Annotated in this window: 17 protein-coding genes; all 17 read right to left on the reverse strand. The window is 38.5% G+C overall.

Going from position 1 to position 19291, the window contains the following annotated elements:
- Positions 1–33: 33 nt before the first annotated feature.
- Positions 34–1440 (reverse strand): efflux transporter outer membrane subunit, encoded by a 1407-nt coding sequence (locus IQ282_RS12900; protein ID WP_228547329.1) that lies wholly within the window; start codon positions 1438–1440, stop codon positions 34–36.
- 24 nt (positions 1441–1464) lie between these two features.
- Positions 1465–4623: an efflux RND transporter permease subunit gene (locus IQ282_RS12905; protein ID WP_194852284.1), complete on the reverse strand. Its 3159-nt coding sequence runs from the start codon at positions 4621–4623 to the stop codon at positions 1465–1467.
- Positions 4624–4635: 12 nt separating this feature from the next.
- Positions 4636–5775, reverse strand: a complete 1140-nt coding sequence (locus IQ282_RS12910) for an efflux RND transporter periplasmic adaptor subunit (RefSeq protein WP_194852285.1) — start codon at positions 5773–5775, stop codon at positions 4636–4638.
- Between the two features lie 12 nt (positions 5776–5787).
- Entirely contained in the window at positions 5788–6273 is a 486-nt protein-coding gene (locus tag IQ282_RS12915) for a GbsR/MarR family transcriptional regulator (RefSeq protein ID WP_228547330.1), read from the reverse strand.
- Between the two features lie 523 nt (positions 6274–6796).
- Positions 6797–7576, reverse strand: a complete 780-nt coding sequence (locus IQ282_RS12920) for a glucose 1-dehydrogenase (protein WP_194852286.1) — start codon at positions 7574–7576, stop codon at positions 6797–6799.
- A 56-nt stretch (positions 7577–7632) separates the two neighbouring features.
- Entirely contained in the window at positions 7633–8658 is a 1026-nt protein-coding gene (locus IQ282_RS12925) for an NADP-dependent oxidoreductase (protein ID WP_194852287.1), read from the reverse strand.
- A 40-nt stretch (positions 8659–8698) separates the two neighbouring features.
- Positions 8699–9961 (reverse strand): amidohydrolase, encoded by a 1263-nt coding sequence (locus IQ282_RS12930; protein ID WP_228547331.1) that lies wholly within the window; start codon positions 9959–9961, stop codon positions 8699–8701.
- Between the two features lie 8 nt (positions 9962–9969).
- Positions 9970–11292, reverse strand: coding sequence for a serine hydrolase domain-containing protein (locus IQ282_RS12935; RefSeq protein WP_228547332.1), 1323 nt, complete (start codon positions 11290–11292; stop codon positions 9970–9972).
- Positions 11293–11308: 16 nt separating this feature from the next.
- The gene (locus IQ282_RS12940) at positions 11309–11752 is read right to left on the reverse strand and encodes a GNAT family N-acetyltransferase (RefSeq protein ID WP_194852289.1); all 444 of its coding nucleotides are present in this window, start codon (positions 11750–11752) and stop codon (positions 11309–11311) included.
- A 68-nt stretch (positions 11753–11820) separates the two neighbouring features.
- A complete protein-coding gene (locus tag IQ282_RS12945; protein ID WP_194852290.1) occupies positions 11821–12237 on the reverse strand; it encodes a DUF2141 domain-containing protein in 417 nt (138 codons plus the stop codon).
- A gap of 2 nt (positions 12238–12239) precedes the next feature.
- Complete coding sequence (locus IQ282_RS12950) at positions 12240–13256, reverse strand: NAD-dependent epimerase/dehydratase family protein (RefSeq protein ID WP_194852291.1); 1017 nt, start codon at positions 13254–13256, stop codon at positions 12240–12242.
- A gap of 192 nt (positions 13257–13448) precedes the next feature.
- Entirely contained in the window at positions 13449–14261 is an 813-nt protein-coding gene (locus IQ282_RS12955) for an META domain-containing protein (protein ID WP_194852292.1), read from the reverse strand.
- A gap of 443 nt (positions 14262–14704) precedes the next feature.
- Positions 14705–15193: a GbsR/MarR family transcriptional regulator gene (locus tag IQ282_RS12960; RefSeq protein WP_194852293.1), complete on the reverse strand. Its 489-nt coding sequence runs from the start codon at positions 15191–15193 to the stop codon at positions 14705–14707.
- A gap of 80 nt (positions 15194–15273) precedes the next feature.
- Positions 15274–16800: an FMN-binding glutamate synthase family protein gene (locus IQ282_RS12965; RefSeq protein ID WP_194852294.1), complete on the reverse strand. Its 1527-nt coding sequence runs from the start codon at positions 16798–16800 to the stop codon at positions 15274–15276.
- A gap of 12 nt (positions 16801–16812) precedes the next feature.
- Positions 16813–17292: a DsrE family protein gene (locus IQ282_RS12970; RefSeq protein WP_194852295.1), complete on the reverse strand. Its 480-nt coding sequence runs from the start codon at positions 17290–17292 to the stop codon at positions 16813–16815.
- Between the two features lie 53 nt (positions 17293–17345).
- Entirely contained in the window at positions 17346–17852 is a 507-nt protein-coding gene (locus IQ282_RS12975) for a nucleoside deaminase (protein WP_194852296.1), read from the reverse strand.
- Between the two features lie 208 nt (positions 17853–18060).
- On the reverse strand, positions 18061–19290 hold the full coding sequence (locus IQ282_RS12980; RefSeq protein WP_228547333.1) for an amidohydrolase family protein: 1230 nt from the start codon (positions 19288–19290) through the stop codon (positions 18061–18063).
- Position 19291 lies beyond the last annotated feature (1 nt).

Raw genomic sequence — 19291 nt, forward strand, 5'->3', positions numbered from 1 at the left:
ATAGTAATTGATGAAAATCACCTGATCATGATTTTATCTCCACCCGCCACCTAAAGCTTCATACAAATCGACAACGGATTGTAGCTGGCTATTTTTTGCTCCTATTAAATCAAGGCTGGAATTAAGTGCATTTTCCTGCGCTCTTAATACTTCCAGGTAATTTGCTAGACCGTTGTTAAGTAATTCTTGAGAATAGTCAGTAGCCAGACTATAAGCTTCATATTCTTTTTCTTTGATACCTATCTTTTCAGTGGCTGTTTGATAGGAATACATGGCATCTGAAACTTCTTTACTGGCAACTAATAGCGATTGCTTGAAGTTTAATCTAGCTTGTTCCTGCTGCGCCTGAGAAACCTCATACTGCGTGCGTATTTTACGGCCATTAAAAATAGGCTGTGTCAATCCACCTATGATAGTTGCAAATAAAGAGTTCGTATTGAATAAATCCTCAAACTGCAAACTCTGTAAACCACCGGTAGCAGATAAGGTTAAGGATGGATAGAAACTAGCTCGTGCAACATTTGTCAATTCAAAAGCATTGCGCAAGTTATATTCTGCTTGAACGACATCTGGTCTATTGCTCAACAACTGTGAAGGAACCCCTACCATTAAAGAAGTTGTTATTTGCTGATCGCTTAACGCAGATCGCTGGATCACCATAGGCATTTTTCCCAGCAATATGGACATGGTATTTTCTAAAACATAGCGTCTGTTTTTCAAATCTACCAAAATAGCTTTTGCCGTATAAACTTGAGCTTCCGTTTGCTTTACGGCTACTTCAGTAATATTTCCAGCCTCTTTTAATGCTTGAGAAGTTTCTAGACTATTCGTTCTCGTGGTGATTGTTCTTTCTGTGATTGCCACCTGTTCATCCACGGTCAACAATTGATAATAAATCGATGCAATATCTGCAATTAACCTGGTTTTTACTGCTTGATGGGCTGCGATGGTTTGCAAATAATTAGCTTGTTGCGCACGTTCATTACTTCTTATTTTCCCCCAGATGTCTGCTTCCCATGAAAGGGAACCATTCAATTCATATTGATCTAGAGCTGTACTAAAAAAGGAGCCGAACTGGCTGTTTTTTGAAAGCTCTTGATGCGTGTATTGCGCTCTTCCAGAAAGTGTGGGATAGTATCCAGCCTTTCCTTGCTTAAAATAAGCTTCTGAGGCAACTATCTGTTGCAACGCGATCCGGATATCATTGTTGTTTTGAAGTCCTTGATCGATATAGTTGGTCAAAACCGGATCGGTAAAAAGCTCTCTCCAGGAAACTTGCGCCATGCTAAGGGTATCTTGAACTATATTTTCCGTTCGGAAATTAGCTTCAACCAACTCCTCTGTTTGTGGCCTTTCATAATCCTTAGCCACAAAGCATGATTGTAGGGTCATCATTGCAAATGCAATAAGGGATCCTTTTATAATTAATGACTTCTTCATTTCTTTATATTTTGTTTGTGACAATTAAGCTTCAATCGCTTCCATATCCTCATTAGGTTGATCAGCATCTGGTTTAGGTTTAGAACTAACCTTTTCCTGCAACCATTCAAATAACATATAGAGTATAGGGATGATGAAAACACCTAGAACTGTACCTATTAACAATCCACCTACTGCACCAGTACCGATAGCACGGTTACCTTCTGATCCTACACCACTGGCAAATACCAATGGCAATAAACCGAATATAAATGCTAGGGATGTCATTAAAATAGGTCGTAAACGAGCCTTTGCTCCATCCACGGCAGAGTCAAATATGCTTTCCCCTTGTTTACGTCGCTGTATCGCAAATTCAACGATAAGAATGGCATTTTTAGCTAGCAATCCTATCAGCATTATGAGGGCAATCTGGAAATAAATATTGTTTTCCAATCCAGCGAGCTTCGTTGTAATAAACGCTCCGAATATACCCAAGGGTAAGGATAGCAATACTGCAAATGGCAGCAAGTAACTCTCATACTGCGCTGCGAGTAAGAAGTAGACAAATACGATTACAAGTATTAAAATAACCGTTGTTTGATTCCCTGCGGCAAGCTCCTCTCTTGTTAATCCAGAATAAGCCGTATCAAAATTTGAAGGCAATCCCTGACTAACTTCTTCTACCGCTGCAATACCATCTCCAGTACTAAATCCTGGGTTCAATGCTCCAGTTACTTTAGTAGAATTAAACAGGTTGAATCGAGTAACCGATTGTGGTCCATAAACTCGCTCGAGACTAACAAACTGAGTTATAGGAGACATTTCGCCACTTTTTGTTCTCACATACATACTACCCAAATCCTGCTCGCTCGCACGGTCAGAAGGTAACGCTTGAACATAAACGCGATATTGCTTACCAAATTTGGAAAAGTCAGCTGCAAAAATACTTCCTATGTAACCTTGAAGCGTGTTAAAAATATTGTCAATGCTAACTCCATATTCTTTGGCAAGTGGAACATTGATGTCCAGTTTGTACTGTGGGTATTTAGTACTAAAAGAAGACTGGGCATACTGGAATTCTGGTCGCTGTGAAAGTTTGCCGATAAATTCCTGATTTGCTTGATCCAACTCTTCAAAACTACCACCAGAACGATCCAATAAGTTAACTTCAATACCGGCCGAATTACCAAAACCTGGAATACTAGGAGGGGAGAAGAAAATAATATTAGCATCGGGAATAGTTGAAGCTACTCCAAATAAACTTCCGATAATCGCTTCTGAAGAGGTTTCATCTGTATCGCGCTCACTCCAGTTTTGTAATTTGATAAATCCTAGACCATAATTACTACCGGCTCCACTAATTAAACTACGACCATTAATCATAGTGACACTTTCCACACCTGGAAGGTCTTTTACTTTTTCATATAGATCCCGGTTTACTTGGGCTGTTCTGTCAACAGATGCTCCTGGAGGCAATTCTACGTTCACAAATACGAGCCCACGATCCTCATCAGGAACAAATCCAGTAGCCGTTGTTGAAGATGCCCACCATATACCGCCCACTGCAGCTAGTATTACTATAACATTAATCCATTTGTGTTTATATAAAAACCCTAATGATTGCCCATATTTTCTCACCGTGGCATCAAACCCGCGGTTAAAGCCATTATAGAACCTCTGTAAAAAAGTCTGTTTCTTTTCTTCCTCGCTATGTGGCTTCAACAATAAAGCACATAATGCAGGACTCAAGGTCAATGCATTAACGGCCGAAATTATAATCGCCACAATTAGGGTTACCCCAAACTGTTCATAGAAAACCCCTGTAGGTCCGGTGATAAAAGTTACCGGTACAAATACCGCTGCCATTACTAGTGTGATAGATATAATCGCACCAGAAATCTCGCTCATCGCCTCGACGGTAGCCTTTGTCACATCTGTTGCTCCCTCGTCAATTTTGGCGTGCACGGCTTCTACCACTACTATTGCGTCATCCACTACAATACCGATCGCAAGTATTAACGCAAATAGCGTCAATAAGTTAATCGAGTAACCGAAGAGATTCAGGAAGAAGAACGTACCAATAATAGATACAGGAACAGCTATCGCTGGAATAAGTGTGGATCTAAAGTCCTGAAGGAAAATAAATACCACGATAAAGACAAGTATAAACGCTTCAATTAATGTAGTTGTCACTTTCTCAACTGATGCGTTCAAAAATTCATTTGTATCATAAGGAATAACAACCTCTACACCTTCAGGAAAACTACCTTTAAGAGATTCTAATTCGGTTTTAATTTCCTCGATGATTTGTTGTGCATCAGACCCTTTAGTTTGGAAAATACCGATGGCAACACTTGGATATCCCTGTGTATTTGAACTGGAAGAATAGTTTTGTGCGTCCAATTCTATTTTGGCAACGTCTTTCAGTCTCAAGTAAGTTCCCTCACCTAAAGCTTTAAGTACTATATTTTCATATTCCTCTTTTTCGCGAAAGCGGCCATCATAGGTAATTACATAAGAAAATGCTTCACCGTCATTCTGACCTAATGTTCCCGCTGCAGCTTCCTGACTTTGCTCATTCAATGCGGCAGTAACATCTGCTGGCGTCAAGCCATATGCTGCCATTTTATCAGGTTGCAGCCATACGCGCATTGCATATTCTTTAGCTCCAAAAACGCTCACGTTACCCACACCGTTCACACGCTGGAAAGCGGGAACTGCATTGATCGCAAGGTAATTTTGCAGATAAACATCGTCAAACTCTTCGTTCGTACTGTAGAAACTCAAAAACATCAATGCACTAGTCTGCTGCTTCTGGGTAAGTACACCCGTCTGTCTAACTGCTTGTGGCAGTAAAGGGTTTGCTCTTGCAACACGGTTTTGAACGTTTACCGCTGCGATGTCTGGATCTACTTCCTGGTCAAAAAAGACCGTGATCTCTGCCGTACCATTGTTCGTCGCGGTAGAGGTGATGTAGGTCATTCCCTCCACACCATTGATCTGTTCTTCAATGGGAATAATGACACTTTCAAGGATGGTTGCCGCGGTCGCCCCAGGATAGGAAGCCGATACCTGGATGGTAGGTGGCGCAATATCTGGATATTGAGTAACGGATAAGGATTGCAATCCCAAGATTCCCAAAATCACAATGATTATTGAAATCACCGTGGATAATACGGGTCTGGTTATGAACATCTTTAACATTAGTCTGCTATTTTATTTTTTTAACTGGAACTCGGTTGTAATCGGTTTTGCGATGCTGTCAAACGCGGTCATTTGTGGTTTGATCTTCATATCGTTTCGCAATTTGCCCATTCCTTTACCTACGATTACATCGCCTTCAGAAATACCTTCTTTAATTACATAGACATTATTTGATTCACTAATGACCTGGATGGATTGAGAAACTGCAGTAGTATCTTGGGATATTTTATAGACATAACGTTTCCCCTGTTGTTCAAAGGTGGATTCTTGAGGTACGACTACAGCATCTGTAAATACTTTAGGAACCTTGATGGTACCACTGTTCCCAGCGCTCAGTAAACCAGTTGGGTTTGCAAACAATGCGCGAAAGGTTACTGTCCCTGTTCTTGAATTGATTTGTGAATTTATAGTCTCTATTTTACCCTTTTCTGAATACTCGGTTCCATTTGCTAGAACAAGAGAAACTTCTGGGTAGTTTTTGATTTTTTCTTCTTTGGAAGAACCATCGGCATTTTGAAGGAAAGTTAAATACTCACTCTCATTCATGGAGAAATAAGCATACACATTCTCAACGGCAGAGACCGTTGTCAAAGGTTCTGCACTAGGACTAACTAATGAACCCTTACGGAAGCGTATGGTTCCCACATAACCATCCACTGGACTAGTTATAGTACCATAGCCTATGTTTGCCGCAATACCGCTGTAACCGCTTTTGGCCTGTTGTAATTTTGCTTTGGCGGTTTCTAATTGCACGTTACTGATAATATTTTTATCTACCAGTGGTTTTAATTTATCTACTTCTACCTGCGCTGCATTCACATTTGCTTTTGCGGCCGCCGCATCTTGATTTAGAGTTTGAGTTTCCAGCTTAAATAGCTTTTGTCCTTTACGTACTTTCTGCCCTTCATCCACTAGCACGTCTGTTATGTAGCCAGATATTTTCGCTCTTACTTCGCTATTTGTTGTTCCCTCTATGGTAGCGGGATAGTCAGTGTAAGAGGTTACAGTTCTAGTTTCTACTTTAATGGCCGGTACACTAGGTGCTTGCTGGCCTTGTTGAGCGGCAGCAGCTTGATCTGCATCTTTATCACCACAAGAAGCCAAAGCAGCTAGGAATAACAGGGGTAATGTGTTTTTAATAATGGTTTTCATATAGGTATTGTTCTAAGACTGAATTTGTAATGCTTTTACTTTTTCTATTCGTTTTTTTAATCCTTCTCTCATTTCATCCAGGAAATCTTGATAGATGGTTCCCACGGATTCTTGATTTTTAAATTTTTCTGGATTGAATTGCTTGTTGAAGGCATTGATTTTTTCTACAACTCTGGCCTCTTTTTCAAACAGCTCATTATACTTTTCCATGGCAGTTTTTATGTAAGCTCTTGAACTTCTAAAATGTCTTTTGCGTTCTCCAGGCTTCGTGTAATATTCAATGTAATTGAGTTTAACGAGTACATTCAAATTGTTAGAAACGGAACTTTTGCTGGCGTGATGGGCCTCTGTAATTTCTTCAAATGTCATCCCATCTACAGGACAGAGAATTAAACTTGCATAAATTCTTGCCGCTAGTGGTGAAAGATCTGCACGTTCTTCAATGACCATACCTATATCCTCTACCAGTAAACTGTGCTCTTCAGATAATTTGTTCATGACGATTTTTAAGAACTGCAAAAATACATTCAGTTCGGAACAGAATGAACCATATAAATCTAAAATATTGTTAAAAATTTAGAGGTCTATATTTCCCGTTTGCGATTGAGTCGGTAGGATGTGATTAATTTACATTTTTGACTACAAAAAGAACTTAAAATATTACTGCAGAACCATTATTAATATAAAATAAGGCGTCAAAAATTATTGGAGGACTGCTTCAACAACTTTCAAAATTATTCCAAGTCTATTTTTTATCCTAGGAGTTACCTATAAAGAATAACTGTGTTGCAGATTGTCTAAAAATTAGCAGCCTTGAATTGATACCGCTTTCGCGAAAGCGGAATAGCGACAACTAAACGGCAACTTTCTAAGATCCCAATTAACTGCGATCGCGCTTAATTTTTGGTGGACAATTTATAAAATATCAAATGGTTATTATTTGGTTATCTATCCACAAAAAAAATGAGCAGCCTTTCAAAAAAGACTGCTCGTTTAAAACAAATTTTAGGTTCTGGTTATATTACATATCGAGCGTTTGCTCACCGCCACCATTCACAAAGATTACTTGACCACTGGTCCAGCTTGAAATAGGTGCGGCAAAATAGAGAACGGCTCCCGCAATATCCTCAGCTTCACCCAGTCGTTTAATAGGCGTGTGTTTTAACATTGCCTTCTCAAGCTCGGGCGTTAAAACAGTACTCAAAGCATGGGTTTTAGTAGCACCAGGACCGATGGCATTGATGCGGATATTATCAGGGCCGTAATCAAAAGCAAGGTTGCGCGTCATGTGATTGATAGCTGCTTTGGAAGAAGCATAAGCACTGATGGCAGGACTTTTATTGATCGATGCCATGGAAGACATGTTCACAATACTACCATAACCGGCTTTTTTCATGTGCGGTGCGACCAGCTGACATAAACGCCACATACTAAAAACGTTCATTTCAAACACTTTAATAAACTGCTCTAATTTAATATCGTACGGGCTTTCCTTCCCAGCACCGCCACCGCCTACATTATTGACAAGAATTTCAATGCTACCGAATTCTTTTACGGTTTTTTCTACGAGGTTTACCAGTGCCTCATCTTTTGTCACGTCGCAATCAATAGCGATGGCTGTACCGCCGTTGTCATTGATTTCTTTGGCTGTTGCTTTTGCAGCCTCAAGATTGTAATCTGAAACCACAACTTTAGCCCCATAAGCGGCAAGAATTTCGCAACTTGCTTTGCCAATTCCTGCTGCGCCACCGGTAACGATAGCTGTTTTGTTCTTTAAATCAAATAATTTTGAAGTATCCATAATCTATTAATTTAGTTTAGTCCGCTTTGAATTTACGACACATTAGGTTTATTTAATCACTCGGGTTCTGAAACCTGTATCATTTGTTTGCCGATGTTTTCCCCTTTAAATAAACCTATAAAGGCATCGGGAATATTCTCAAACCCGTGGATGAGGTTTTCTTTATATTTTAATTGGTCATTTTGATACCATTGAGCCAATTGTTTTTTTGCCTCATCAAATTCATCTTTGTAATCAAAAACCACAAAGCCCTCCATACGCGCAGAGTATTTAATAAGATCATGCTGTGGTCTGGGACCGGAAGGCGGATTTCCAGAATTATAGTCGGCGATCTGGCCGCAAATTATGATTCTAGCTTTCTGGTTGATGTTAGCAAATATTGCGTCAAATAAATTACCTCCCACATTATCAAAAAACACATCGACTCCCTCAGGACAAGCCTTATTTATAGCCGCTTCCATATCGGCTGTTTCTTTATAATTGATTCCAGCATCTGCGCCTAGATCATCTTTTAAATAACTGATTTTGGCTTGTGAACCAGCAATTCCTACTACTTTACAACCCATGATTTTGGCAATCTGGACAACTGTGCTTCCCACAGATCCGGCTGCTCCAGAAACAACTATCGTTTCTCCCTTTTTAGGTAAACCAATTTTAACCAACCCAAAATAAGCAGCCAGGCCGGTGACGCCCAATAAACTAACTGCGGTAGATATTGGGTCTAGAGATTCATCCACAATTTCTAAATCATCGACATCACTTGTCATTTCTATTTTCCAGGGCAGTCGTCCATGAACAATAGCACCCTTCTTGAATTTTTTCGATTTCGTTTCCAAGACTTGTGCGACCGTTCTGCTGGTTACCGGTTGGCCAATTTCAAACTTTTTACCTTTGGCATCATCAGTTCCTTTGTCCATAAATCCGCGCATCCCGGGATCTACAGAAACATAGAGACTTTTAAGCAACACCTGCCCATCCAGTAAATCAGGTTTTTCTATATCATTGATCTGAAAAGTATCTGAAGTAGGTATGCCTTCTGGATGCTGGGCCAATACAATTTCTTTGTTTTTATAAGCTGCCATGAATTAGTTCTAGGGTATATAATTAGGTTGCGGTGCGAGTTTATTGGCTGAAAATCTGACGGCCATTATAATAAACAGATTCTCTTCTAGGCAATCGGGCGACAGCTTCGGCTGAGCAACTTGCGTTTACAAGTGTAAAGCTGGCTGGCGAACCTTCTCGCGGCCAGACTTGTTTGCCAGCATTGTCTAATGGCATTACATTGTCTGTAGCGAACTGCAGCGCTCTGTTTAAATGATATTCATTTGTCCAACCGTACAATTGCGCACATAATTTTGCTTTTTCTAGCATGTCGCCAGATCCAAAGGGTGAAAAATTATCCATGATATTATCAGTCCCTGCTTTTATAATGACTCCATGTTTTTGCAGCGTTGGTATAGGCAACAGTTGTTTACCCATAGGAATGCGGGACACAATGCCGATCCCGTATTCTGCAAACTGGTTTGACATATCCTCTAAGGATTTTTCATCCATCTGGGATAGGGCATAAGCATGACTTATAAAAGTATTGCCTTGTAGTCGTTTGTTATCCTTCACGCGTTCCAGCATGTATTCCATCACGGCTTTACCGGTGGAGAGGTCTTCATGCAAATGAATGTCAACGCCTTTATCATATTCTAGCGCTATGTCAAACATGATATCAAGTGATTTTGTCATATCACCATCAACAACTGTGGGGTCTAAACCACCTATAAAATCAACATTCATTTGTGCTGCTTCTCTCAGTAAATTTTCAGAATCGGAATGAAGAATACCATGTTGCGGAAAAGCGACTATTTCCCAGCTGAATTCCTCTTTAAAATTTTCCAATGCCCGTTGTAAATGTTCCAAGCTTTTCAAGCCACTCACAGGATCAATATTGCAATGACATCTGGCAAAAGTGGAACCGTAGCTCTGTAGAAGTTGGATACATTTCTCTGCTCGTTCCTGTGAACTGGGGAGCAATTCTGGAATTAATTTTTCTTCCAGCTTGATCATATCCTTTATCCCACCTTCCCAAGGAGCTGCTCTCCAATTACCTCCATAAAATGTTTTATCAATGTGAACGTGCATATCCTTCATAGGAGGGAGAAGAAGAAGTCCCTTCGCATCTATCACCTTTGCATCCTTAGATATCGTTGTTGGATGATTTTTTAGTTGTTTTATAATTCCATCGACAATTTCAAGATCAAAAACATCAGTGGTTGTATGGATGACCTGGTCGTTATCGTCTCGCTCAAATCCTGTTTCTAAGCGCACATTTTTAAGCCAAAATGAACTTTTGGAATGCTGCTGTACGTTGTGATTTAAGTCTTGAGTTTCCATTTGAATCATTATTTATTCATGAGGTAATCTGCTACCGCTTGATAGGCTGGTAGTGATGTGGGATCATTTGCGGCATTAGCAGCCACAGGGTGGGAGGCAAGTCTTACGATAACCATCTCCGCCGTGGGGTCAATGTAGATTGTTTGTCCATGAACACCACGGGCAGCATAGGCTCCGTTTTGGTTTTCAGTGATCCACCACATATTTCGGTAGGACCAGCCTTTTAAGTCTGGATGATCTGATTTCGCGAAAGCGGAAACACTACCTCCACGTTCAATATCCTGTACCGCTTGAGCCGGGAATAGTTGCTCGCCTTGCCAGTTGCCCTGATTGCGCAATAATTCACCGAAGCGCGCCAAATCCCGCAATCCTGCATTGAAACCACCACCTGTAAAAGCGATTCCCTTGCTGTCGACTTGATAATAAGCATCCTGTTCCATACCGATTTTACTCCAGATGCGCTCAGAAAGTAATTGATCCACAGACTTGCCGCTGGCTCTAGCAATGATCCATCCCAATGCATCTGCATTCACGGTTTTATAACCAAAGGCCTCGCCATGATTCCCTTCTTTCTCTACAGTTTCCAAATATTCATAATAACCTTCAGGCCCTTTGTAGTTTTCAGGTTTTGGAAACGGGTTGCCTGCATTTGAAAATTGCCAAACATCTGCGTTAGGATCGGCGTAATTTTCACTGTATTTTAAAGCGGTAGTCATATCCATAACCTCCCGAACGGTAGCATCACCGTAAGCCGAATTTTTAAGTTCTGGAACATAATAGGAGGCAAGTTCGCTAGGATTTAAAGTTCCCTCAGCTACTAGAATAGAGGCTAGAGTTCCATTGAAAGATTTAGTTAATGACATGACCGCATGAACATCACTAGCGGTGAGTTCGCCAAAATAACGCTCGTAAACCACTTTTCCTTGATGTAGAATGATCATGCCATCGGTATAATTTTCCTGGAGCGATTGTTCCCATGTCATTTTTTCCTTGGATTTCCATGGAGAGAACGTAAGTCCATCAATTTTACCATCCAATTGATAATCCAGTTTGCTGGCTTCCTTCAAACCTTTAGAAACGCGCCTTGTGGGTAAAAATTCCCGCATGTGTAACACGCTGTATCTGATAGCGGGAAATTCAAAAAAGGATCCGTCCCAGGCATGTAATACTTTATCTGATGCTGGCGGAAATTCCTGCATCCAGTTAAAATTGCTGGGTTCACTTTCTTTTGCAGAAAGGAATTCCTTTTTGTTTTGAGCATTAACTGGCATCGATAGCATTATTATAAGGAGTATAAATAGGTAACGTTTCATATGCTTTACTAATAACATGGTTTGCTTTTTTTGTTTAGAATTTTAAGTTCATGATGATGCGTTTTTCATGATCCAAAAAATAGTTGTCTATTACCTGATCACCTCTGAAGCCTAAATCAGTGTAAATCTTCATTGCGTGAGGATTATCTGGATATACGGTTAAACTGATGACACTGCAGTCGTGAGCTTGTAAAAGCTGTACTAATCTTTCTGTAAGAAGTTTGCCTAAACCTTTCCCACGTGCATCATTTTGAACTCCTATTGATAGCAACCAGCCATGCTTTTGAGATACGTTAATCCCGCCTATGGCATAACCCAGAACTTTCTCGTCTTCTCTAGCGACGATGAAATAATCGCTGGAAATATCAAATAATTGACGAACTACAAACGGCGGATAACTATCGGTAACAAATATTTTTTGCTCGATGGAAAGTATCGCATCTAAATCAGCTAAAGTTGCCTTCTCTAAAGATATCATACAAAGTTGATTAATAAGTTAGATTAGAAAAGTTACAATTTGTAAAGAACTAGTATTAATAGAAAAATCTAATGAATTAAAGAGATCTCCATCTTAGCATCTGATGTAAAGGAAAATTCGCAATCCTCAAAATCGGGAGCAGAAAGTTTAGGTTTAAAATTGTTCGAGAATGCATAGCCTTCCTTAGGAATTCCCAAGAAATTACGATTACATTTTCCATCTGAGTTTTCATCATGATACATGGAAATAGCATAGTTTCCCTTAGGCAAATCATTGATAATTAGAGTTTCTGTTAAATCATCAACCTTCACGGTATATGTCTTAACAGCTGCACCTTCTTTAAGAAAATCTCCATTCTCATTAAAAACAGCGATAATTAAATTCCCTTTTTTGGCCTTTATATTTTTGACTGAGATAGTCATTTTAGGTGGAGTTGTGCTAGCAATTCCAGCCGTAATCGTTAGTAATAGAAATAATAGTTTCATAGTTAAGAGTTAGAATTAAAATAGTGAGCTACTTCCTTTTTGTCATTGGTTTTGTGAGCAATAAACGGTTCTGACTGTCGCAACAAATACTTCTTTATAGGTTTTTTAAATAAGGATGCTCCTGCTTTCTTTAATGCAGAAACCTTACCAGATTCCATTAAAAAATAATCTTCTATAGAATCTTGTCTAAATCCTACAATATTTTCTAGATCATTTCCATCAACATAATAGCCACAATGAAAATTTTTGTCGGCAAAAGAGTATTTAGGAAAATCTAATTTGCCTAAACCAAAAATATCGAAAGATTTTTGTAGAAAGTCATCATATCTCATCCTGCAACTTTCACCACCGCCCAGATTGTAGATTTTGTAATTTAACTCTTCTTGAAAACCAATAGCATTTACAAAAGCTCTAGCAGTATCCCTAGGTGTTGCTATTTCTAAGGAGGTATTTAAGGGTTGATGAAACATTAATTTGGACATTTTATGACCACCCATAATTGCTGCTAACCTGAAAATAGTCCAGTTTAATTTGCTTTTTTTGATCAAATCCTCTGCAGCTATTTTTGTTATAGCATAAGCATCCCTAGGACTAGGGATTAAAGGATCTCCCACTTCAATCATGGGATCTATGATCCGGTCTCCATAAACAGAAATGCTGGAGCTATAGATCAAAAAGGCTTCCGGTGAATGGGTTTCTAAGAAGTTTAAAAGGTGTTTGGTACCATCTACATTAACCTTTTGGGCAAGTTCTGGGAAGTCATCAGCTACTGGAGGTATTATAGCAGCTAAATGAATAACAGCATCGATAGAACCTTTTATTTGTTTCAAATCTGTAGGCACAGTGATATCACCGAAAATCACATGAGCCTGATTCTCAAAAGAGCGCAGTTTTTTAGAAGACGCTTTAGATTTCTTATCAAACGCAGTTACTTCATATCCTTTTTTAACCAACTGCTTTAAGGCTTCAAAGCCTACTGTTCCAGATGCTCCAGTAAGTAAAATATGTTTTGGTGTCATTAGAGTAACGATAGAGATGGATGAGTTAGTAATTAAAACAAAATAAGAACGATAAACTGCCAGAGTATCAACAATTATTAGAGTTCAAAAGTTTACTAAAGTTTAAAACTTTCTTTCGAACTCTATAAAATCGGCAGTTTTGATCGTTCTATAAATAATTAGCTTTTTAGAAGCCTTAATATTTTGAATCTACTATTGCATATAAATTGCTTCAAATACAACCAAAGGAGCTCTTCTACCCACATTTAGGTTCAAAATATCGCCATTTATGGTATAATTATCTGCAGTGTTAAATACTTCTAGAATTTCAGATTCCTTTATATCTATGTCACCACATGACTTTAAAGAGGTCGCGAGATTGCTAAATTTAATTCGGTTTCCTTTTTCTAGTTGGTATTCTCCACTGATACTATTACATCCTAAAAATCCAGTAATCCGGTTATCTTGGCCTTTCAATGTAAAAAAGACTTCACGTTCTTGATCAGCATTCATAGTCACCTCTTTACCTTCTAGAGTTTTTAATTTCCAATATTTCTCTACGATTTGGTTCTCCATACTAACTTTCTTAAACACGGCAAGTGGTGCTCTGCGTCCTACATTTAGTGACAACATATCGCCATTAATAGTATAATTATCTGCTAAGGCAAAAACATTTAGAAATTCGCTTTCATTTACTACTCCTTCTGGACATGCCATCATAGTGCTAGCCATTGGGCTGAATTTCACCCTATTTCCATCCATAGTTTCATAAGTTCCATTCATAAGATTACATCCAGAAAATCCACTCACAGATTTATCAATATTATTGAGCCTAAACTGGATCCGTTTACCTTCCATTTTAGATTGATCTATGGATCTTCCTTCTAAAGTCACTAATTCCCAAGTGGTAATTGATTCCTGGTCTATAGTTATAGAGCTTCCCATAGTATCGGTTACTTTCTGAGTGCTGTTGCAACTTACTATGGCAAGAGCTAATATTAATAATGTTCCTATTTTCGTTTTCATTCTCTGTTTTTTATTGTGAAGTGACAAAGATAAATATAGTTCGTAACAAAACGAACCTTAAAAAAGTAAATTGCTGTTAAATTACATAGGATCCCTAGGTAATACATTTAACTAACTATTAAACCCATTATATTTTAACTGATATGAAAAGCTTTTCACATTTTCGAGTGCTAATAATTACGATTTACGTACAACGATAAACAGTTGAAAGAAATTTTGATAATTTTCACCTTAAACTGAAATATCGTAATGGTTGATCATAAATTCCAAGTTGACGTATAGATAAGATTAAAATGGAGTAACAGTTTAGCTAGAATTCCGCTAAGCCAAGTTTAAATTTTTCTGGAATAGGTAGAGTATCTTTAGCCAACAAAGGTTTTTTAAAACTTTAAATTTAATGTGCGCATGAAGGAAAGAACTGTATAATACTTTTTGCAAGATGGCTATTGAAGTTCGCTTTCGCGGAAGCGTTTCATTTTTAAAACAGTAGCTTCTACAAGTTTCTGTTTATCAATTAGGTATTGCTGGAATATTTTACCTACTGATTCTTCGTTATTGAATTTCTCTTTGTGATACTTTTTATTGTAAGCATTGATTCGCTTAATCATGCTCATTTCTTTGTCAATATCTTGAACATACATTTCCAAAGACTGTATTTGCGAATATTTTGCAAGTCTGAAATACCTTTTACGATCACCAGGTTTTGTATAAAAACTTATATAATCCAATTGATGGAGAACGTTTATGTTAACAGAAGTTGAACTTTTACTCGCTTGTATTGCTTCTTTAATTTCATCAAATGTGATTCCGTCATAAGAAGATAAAATCAACAAGGCATATATGCGCGAGGCCAGCGGTGAAAGTTTAAGGCGTTCTTCAATCCCAACACCTATTTCCTCAACAAGCTGTAGTTTTTCGTTATTTTCTGTCATAATTGAATGTAGTTAAACTAAAATACCTTTAGTTCGCTTATATACGAACTAAAGGTATGATTAGTTTTACAGTATTAAAATTATGCAGGCATTTTTTCTTTAAAATAAACACCACTGTCTATGGTAGGGTACCATTCCTCATATGTTTTTACATCATCAATAATACGTTTATTTATCAAGTTGCGGTCTAATTCTCTTAAACTAACACATCCAGCAGCGGCAAAAAGCTCTGCAAATTCTTTCAGTGTTTCAGCTTGATAATTTTTAACACGCTCCCATTTTTCGGCTACTACCAGTCCGCGCATAAACGCAGGGTCGTTAGAAGCTACACCTGTAGGGCATTTATTAGTGTCACATTTTAAAGCTTGAATACATCCTAATGCCAGCATCATACCACGAGCACTATTGCAAACATCAGCGCCTATGCATAAAGCCTTAAATATGTCAAAAGCGGTAAAAATCTTAGTAGCGGTAATGATAGTGATGTGATCTTTCAAACGATACCCATTAAGTGTATCAACTACAAATATCAATGCTTCTTCCCATGGCATTCCTACATAATTAGAAAAGTCAATAGGAGCAGCACCTGTACCGCCTTCTGCACCATCCACGGTAATAAAGTCAGGCTGGATACCTGTGATAAGCATCTGCTCACAAATATCTCTGAATTCTTCCTTTCTACCCACACACAATTTAAATCCTACAGGTTTCCCACCAGAAAGTTCCCGAAGTTGCTTTACGAATTTTAGCAAGCCTTCTGCATCTTTAAACGCACTGTGTCCTGGGGGTGATAATACTTCTGTATGCGGTTTTACACCTCTAATTTTTGCTATTTCCTCTGTGTTTTTAGAAGCAGGTAATACACCACCATGGCCTGGTTTTGCTCCTTGAGAAATTTTAATCTCGATCATCTTAACCTCAGGTAGCACTGCGTTTTTTTTGAAATTCTCTGGTGAGAATTCTCCTTCTTCTGTACGACATCCAAAATATCCTGTCCCTATCTCCCATACTAGGTCTCCGCCATGTTTATGGTAATCAGAAATAGCTCCTTCTCCCGTGTTATGGGAAAAATCTCCTGCCTTTGCACCTAAATTGAGAGCCATGATTGCATTCTTACTAAGAGAGCCGTAACTCATCGCAGAGATATTAAAAATAGAAGAAGAGTAGGGTTGTGAGCATTCAGGACCGCCCACTAGTACTCTAGGCTGTTCATGTTGCAACTTAGATGGATAAATACTATGTTTCATCCATTTATAATTATCTGCCTCAACGTTCAATTCTGTTCCAAATGGGTGCGTACTGCGCTCTAATTTTGCTCTTTGATAAACATAAGTTCTACGATTACGGTCGATAGGTTTTCCATCAGTATCATCTTCTATAAAGTATTGATGAATTTCTGGTCCAATCATTTCTAACAGATAGCGCATGTGTCCTATCACCGGAAAGTTTCTGGTAATGGCATGTTTTGTTTGGGTAATATCATAAATACCTAGCCCAAAAACGGCTAATCCTAATATTGAGAATCCGTAGATAGGCCATATCGCAGTGCATACGATAATGGCAACGATCAGAATAATTATGTTTGTAAATAAAATTGCTTTTCTCATAGTGGGTAACGTTTAATACATGATAGTATATCCTTCCATTTGATGTGTAGGAATATCGATCATTGCTGATAATGTTAGTGTTGTAAAATGGTTAACTTCTGAAGGTTTAAAATCTCTTTCTGCTAGAGCCTGACCGCAAACCTCGATAGTAACTCCATAAGTTACTAATTTTTTTAAAAGATCGAGATTAGGATTGTCTCTCTTTAATCTCTCAAGATAAGCCTGGTCGTTCAGTGTTATAGCAGTCGCAGCACCGCTAATTACTGCAATTATATGAATTTGCTCTTTAGGAACTTTTCTTAATTCCATCAAGTTAATAAATCTGGCTATTTTCCATAAAGAAGTATTTACGCCTTCTTTTTCTGCATCTGAAGTGATGTGGAAAAGAACTTTGTATTCTTTATTGGGATCTGGCTGGGCAGCTGCATTTGGAAAATCCACAACCCTTCCGTATCCTTCAATTGCAGGAGTCTGCCATTCTTGGGATTTCATGACCTGGAAATTTAAAAATAAGAAACAACTTGCTAAAAAAATAAAGGGCAATCTCATGAATCCTTTATTTTGAGATAGGAAAGACGGTGCATTTCTTTAATTTGATCCAACAAAGTTCCTGAAAAAGGACCTCTTATTTCTACTTCTTTTAAAATATCTTGAACTGGGAGAAAATGAATAGGTGCTAACGGTCTACCAAATTCATCATACCACTTATTCAGCTGCTTTCCAGATGCGAGATAAACTAAAGTTCCTATTCCAGCCCAACCGTGAGCCGCAGCGCACATGGGGCAATGCTCACCAGTTGTGTACATAGTGGATTGCTGAGATTCTTGACTGGTCAAATTCTCTGAAGCCCAACGAGCCAACTCGATTTCTGGATGAAATAAAATATTGACTTCATTAGTTCTATTGCGAGAAGTAGCAATAACATCTCCTTGCTTATTGACTAAAACGGAACCAAATGGTTCATCGCCAGCGTCTAAAGATTCTTGAGCTAGAACTAAGCATTGTTTCAAATAGCCTAAATCTTTATCTTTATTTTCATTTGATGTTACCATAATTTTAAAATTCTATGTTTTTAGCTTCTAAAAAGGGTTTTTACTAAATCTTTATTTCTAGAAACTACTTTTTTAAAGTGTGCTTAGCTTGTTATGAGATTATAAAGTTAAGTCTCGCTATGGCTTTCTATATTACAGAAATTGCTGTTATTCTTTTTTAATTAACTCCTTTTAGAGTAGGTACAATCCTAAGTCATATATCATTTATTCACAAAATAATTTCTGCTTTATCGTTGCGAAATGTTGGTTTTCCGTTTTTAAAACCTGCTAAAGCTTGTGCTATGGTTCTAATGGCATCGACAGCACTTTTTGCCTCGAGAACCACTAAATCTGCAGGCGCTCCTATTTTGATTTCGGTTTGCTTAGAAAGTAATTTAGCAGCATTTTTTGTAATCATCTCATAAACTTCACGAATAGAATCATCCTTTGATAATTGGGCAACATTAGCATACATGTTTGCCATTCTTACCAGTGATGCATCCCCATAAGGAGTGAAGGCATTCAGAATATTATTGCTGGAAATAGTGGTGGTGATTCCGTGCCCGGCGAGCTCGTTTGCATTCACCATTCCTCTAGGAATAAGTGGATCGTGATCTCTACCATTCAGAAAAATATCTGTTGCAGGCAACACGGTAAGTGCAATATCTCCTTCCTTCAATAGGTGCGCCATAGCGGTACGTTGCTCGACATCCATAGCAGCAAGCTTAGTCACGTGACCTATAGAAACTCTTCCTTGATAGTCGCGCTTTTTAGTTTCCTCTACAATTTTAGGAATACTGGAATTGTTTGGATCCAGGTCAAAATCTAGATGGAAGTCCACATTCACGTCAAACTCTACGGCTAGATCAAAAATCATTTCAATATGCTCATCAGGATTTTCATCTTTATAAGGACAGCCGCCTACCAGGTCTGCACCGTTACTCAGCGCAGTCTTTAATAATTTATGGGTTTCTTTTTCTTGTGTTAATCCTTCTTGAGCAAATGCGCAGATCTCTATATCAATCACATGCGCATAATGTTCCCGCACTTTCTTAATGGCATTGAAAGATCGCAATTCAGTTTTAGGGTCTGTTTCTACAAATGTGCGCAGTGCCATGGTTCCTTTTTTGACGGCCATCTCTACCACTGCGCTGGCACGGGAAAATACATCTTCCTCGGTAAAATCTTTTTTGGCTTTTCCTGTTTCTTTTACTGCTTCATCCAGCGTTCCTTCCTCGATGGTGCATCGGTCTAAAATGCACGCTTTGTCTAAGTGTATGTGGCTTTCATAAAATCCAGTACAGACAAATTGTTCCATGGCATTGTAGGTTGGAACCGCTTTCGCGAAAGCGAACTTACCCAAAGCACTAATCTTCCCATCAGTGATTCCTATGTCCATAGAATTTTCTGCACTATCAATTATGGCATTTTTAATAACAAAGTCATACTTCTGTTCCATA

Origin of the sequence: Nonlabens antarcticus (assembly GCF_015356755.1) — a bacterium.
In the GTDB taxonomy this organism is placed as follows: domain Bacteria; phylum Bacteroidota; class Bacteroidia; order Flavobacteriales; family Flavobacteriaceae; genus Nonlabens; species Nonlabens antarcticus.

Excerpts from the sequence above, each read along its gene's own strand:
- IQ282_RS12900 (WP_228547329.1), bottom strand. The coding sequence starts at position 1,440 with ATGAAGAAGTCATTAATTATAAAAGGATCCCTTATTGCATTTGCAATG.
- IQ282_RS12905 (WP_194852284.1), bottom strand. The coding sequence starts at position 4,623 with ATGTTAAAGATGTTCATAACCAGACCCGTATTATCCACGGTGATTTCA.
- IQ282_RS12910 (WP_194852285.1), bottom strand. The coding sequence starts at position 5,775 with ATGAAAACCATTATTAAAAACACATTACCCCTGTTATTCCTAGCTGCT.
- IQ282_RS12915 (WP_228547330.1), bottom strand. The coding sequence starts at position 6,273 with ATGAACAAATTATCTGAAGAGCACAGTTTACTGGTAGAGGATATAGGT.
- IQ282_RS12920 (WP_194852286.1), bottom strand. The coding sequence starts at position 7,576 with ATGGATACTTCAAAATTATTTGATTTAAAGAACAAAACAGCTATCGTT.
- IQ282_RS12925 (WP_194852287.1), bottom strand. The coding sequence starts at position 8,658 with ATGGCAGCTTATAAAAACAAAGAAATTGTATTGGCCCAGCATCCAGAA.
- IQ282_RS12930 (WP_228547331.1), bottom strand. The coding sequence starts at position 9,961 with ATGGAAACTCAAGACTTAAATCACAACGTACAGCAGCATTCCAAAAGT.
- IQ282_RS12935 (WP_228547332.1), bottom strand. The coding sequence starts at position 11,292 with ATGTTATTAGTAAAGCATATGAAACGTTACCTATTTATACTCCTTATA.
- IQ282_RS12940 (WP_194852289.1), bottom strand. The coding sequence starts at position 11,752 with ATGATATCTTTAGAGAAGGCAACTTTAGCTGATTTAGATGCGATACTT.
- IQ282_RS12945 (WP_194852290.1), bottom strand. The coding sequence starts at position 12,237 with ATGAAACTATTATTTCTATTACTAACGATTACGGCTGGAATTGCTAGC.
- IQ282_RS12950 (WP_194852291.1), bottom strand. The coding sequence starts at position 13,256 with ATGACACCAAAACATATTTTACTTACTGGAGCATCTGGAACAGTAGGC.
- IQ282_RS12955 (WP_194852292.1), bottom strand. The coding sequence starts at position 14,261 with ATGAAAACGAAAATAGGAACATTATTAATATTAGCTCTTGCCATAGTA.
- IQ282_RS12960 (WP_194852293.1), bottom strand. The coding sequence starts at position 15,193 with ATGACAGAAAATAACGAAAAACTACAGCTTGTTGAGGAAATAGGTGTT.
- IQ282_RS12965 (WP_194852294.1), bottom strand. The coding sequence starts at position 16,800 with ATGAGAAAAGCAATTTTATTTACAAACATAATTATTCTGATCGTTGCC.
- IQ282_RS12970 (WP_194852295.1), bottom strand. The coding sequence starts at position 17,292 with ATGAAATCCCAAGAATGGCAGACTCCTGCAATTGAAGGATACGGAAGG.
- IQ282_RS12975 (WP_194852296.1), bottom strand. The coding sequence starts at position 17,852 with ATGGTAACATCAAATGAAAATAAAGATAAAGATTTAGGCTATTTGAAA.
- IQ282_RS12980 (WP_228547333.1), bottom strand. The coding sequence starts at position 19,290 with ATGGAACAGAAGTATGACTTTGTTATTAAAAATGCCATAATTGATAGT.